Here is a 2,449-nt window from a genome sequence, read left to right as displayed (position 1 = left end):
CTCCCCTACTCCCCTACTCCCTTACTCCCCTACTCCCTCACTCCCTCACTTCAACTATTAGGAATATGAGCAGCAACTTTTAAACCTTGTGGGTTATAAACCTCTAAAGGAATCTTGGCATTATTACTAATAGCCTTCAAAGCTATCTGTAAAGTTTTCAAATGTTTTTCTAGTTGAGTCAAACTCTTTTGATCTTTATTATTTTTTAAATCCTGAGCTGTTTTCTTAATTTTATCCACATAGTCAGAAGTTAAACGTACAGTAATTAAATCCTTCGTAATACTATATTCGCAAATTTTCGGTGTCCCTTTACAAGTTTTACTTAAATCTTGACCAGCTTTAGCTATAGTATCCAAAAATCTCTGGTTAGCTTGTGCTATCTTCAGAATAGTATCATAAGATTTAATGAGAGGTTTTGCTTTAGCAAAATAACTAGAAGTAGTAGGTACTTCTTCAGCAGAATTTAGAGCATTTTGCCAATATTTCACAGCATCTTGCCAATTATCTTTTGTCTCAAAAACTTCAGCTTGTTTCGCATAACTAATAGCTTGATCATAATACTCTTCACCAATTTGTTCTATAATTCTACGTTCCTCAGCTAACTGAAGTTTTTGTTCATACTGAGGGAGTAAATTTTTAGCTTCTAAATAGGCAGTTGTTTGTGGTGGAACAGAAGATATTTTATCCAAGGCATCTTCCCAACTTGAATATACACTTTTCCAGCTTTCAGGAAACTGAGCTACTACTTCTCTAGTATTTGCTAACTGAGCTGATTTTTTAGCAGCAATTAGTTTTCGATCTGCCACTTCTTCTGTTGTTAATCTACCTTTAATCGCTACTAAATATTTACGATATTGCTGTAGTTTATTCTTGGCAAAAGGATAAGCACTACTATCTCCTGGTACTTTTTCTAGTAAGACAATTGCATTTTGCCAAAGTGATTGAGTTTCTATCCAATCTTCTACTTTTAGTGGCAAAGTTTTACTATTTTGAGCTGCTTGTTGACCTTTTGCTAAAGCTTTTTGAATATTTTCCAAATGTTGAATTTCTGCTTTGTAAGTAGATTTTAAATGTTGTGACTCTAGATAATGTATTGACCAAAATGGAATTTTTTCTAAATCTTGAACTGCTTTTTCTAACTTTTCTTTTGCTTGCTTTGGAGCCAAAGAGTTTTTTGAATTTTTAATTGTTTCTAATGATTGCTGATTTAAGTCTTTTGCTGTGGGTACAATCATACATTTTCCAATCACACAGGGTTGAGTTATTGCATAAAAACAGCCTATTAAAATTGTCAAACTTAAACTGGCACTGAGAAATTCTACTTTAGAGAAAGTACTGAAGTTAACAGTTGATGTTTGTCCTACATTATGAGAATGTTTTGCTGTTCTTCTGGATTTTTTAAGAGATATATCTAATCCTTCCACATCAAAAGGGTTATCTAAATCATCCAGTAATTTTGAAGTAATTTTAATATCTGAGTTTTGACTTTTCTTTCCAGGAATATACTCTTTCTCAACATTAGTATTTAGCTCAGACTCTAACCTAATAGATATCTGTTCTAAATTTTTTAAATCAAATGGATTATCTAAAGAATCTAAAAATTCAGGTGTAATTTTTACTTGATCGCCCATATCTCCATCTACCCATCTTGGGAGAAAAGTTAATGTAGACTCTTCTTGCCGACTCTTTGTAAAAAATGAATGATAAGCATAAGGATATATATGACCAATCGCATTTAAACAAATACCTACTTTCTCAATAGATTCTAGTGGTTGTTTTTGAACTATACCTTTTAACTCAGAAATTGTTTTCTCTCGATCTATCACTAAATTTGCTGGATGTTCACAAATCACTAATAATGTTCCAGCTTTTAAATCACATTGAATTTTACAAGCATCATTGTAATTTCTCAAAGATTGCCAGCTTTTTTGTAAATTATCCTCTAATATCTGAGTATTAATATTTCTGATTGCTGTTTTCATTTTCTAGTTAATAATTTGATTGTTTAATTTGCTAGCTGTATTAATTATTTTAGGAATTATGCTTTTTAATTTTGTAATTAAATCAATAATCCTGAATATAAAACTACTAATAATACCATTTGGATAAATATCTGTTATAAATCCTTGTTACATATAAAAACAGTTTTGTCACATTTTTTAGTCAAATTAGTATAATTGGTCGATCATACAAAATTCTGTCCATAGGTTTCTTGAAAGCAAACCTGGCTCAAAGAAAGACGTCCACCATATTTTTTAAATGGTTCAGCAGCATAACCCATTGCTAATAGACAGCAAACATCTACTTGCTCTGGAATATTAAATGCTGCTTTAACTTGAGATGTAATAAATCCTTCCAGAGGACAACTATCAACTCCAAAACTACTAGAAACGAGCATAATGTGAGCTACTGCTAACATTATTTGCCTATTTATCCAAGCTTCCACAGA

The 2,449-nt window shown here is 31.6% G+C and carries 2 protein-coding genes; both read right to left on the bottom strand.

The genetic code is table 11. The annotated features are described in order from the left end of the window. Positions 1-50: 50 nt before the first annotated feature. On the bottom strand, positions 51-1,982 hold the full coding sequence (locus tag F6K13_RS28385; RefSeq protein WP_287289195.1) for a hypothetical protein: 1,932 nt from the start codon (positions 1,980-1,982) through the stop codon (positions 51-53). A 203-nt stretch (positions 1,983-2,185) separates the two neighbouring features. Further along, on the bottom strand, positions 2,186-2,449 hold a 264-nt coding region (locus F6K13_RS28380; protein ID WP_287289193.1), incomplete at its 5' end, for a nitroreductase family protein.

This window comes from Okeania sp. SIO2B9 (assembly GCF_010672505.1).
In the GTDB taxonomy this organism is placed as follows: domain Bacteria; phylum Cyanobacteriota; class Cyanobacteriia; order Cyanobacteriales; family Microcoleaceae; genus Okeania; species Okeania hirsuta.
This window is presented reverse-complemented; position numbering and strand designations above follow the sequence as displayed.

What these genes read in the sequence shown, in the direction of transcription:
- F6K13_RS28385 (WP_287289195.1), bottom strand. Translation starts at nt 1,982, where the DNA reads ATGAAAACAGCAATCAGAAATATTAATACTCAGATATTAGAGGATAAT.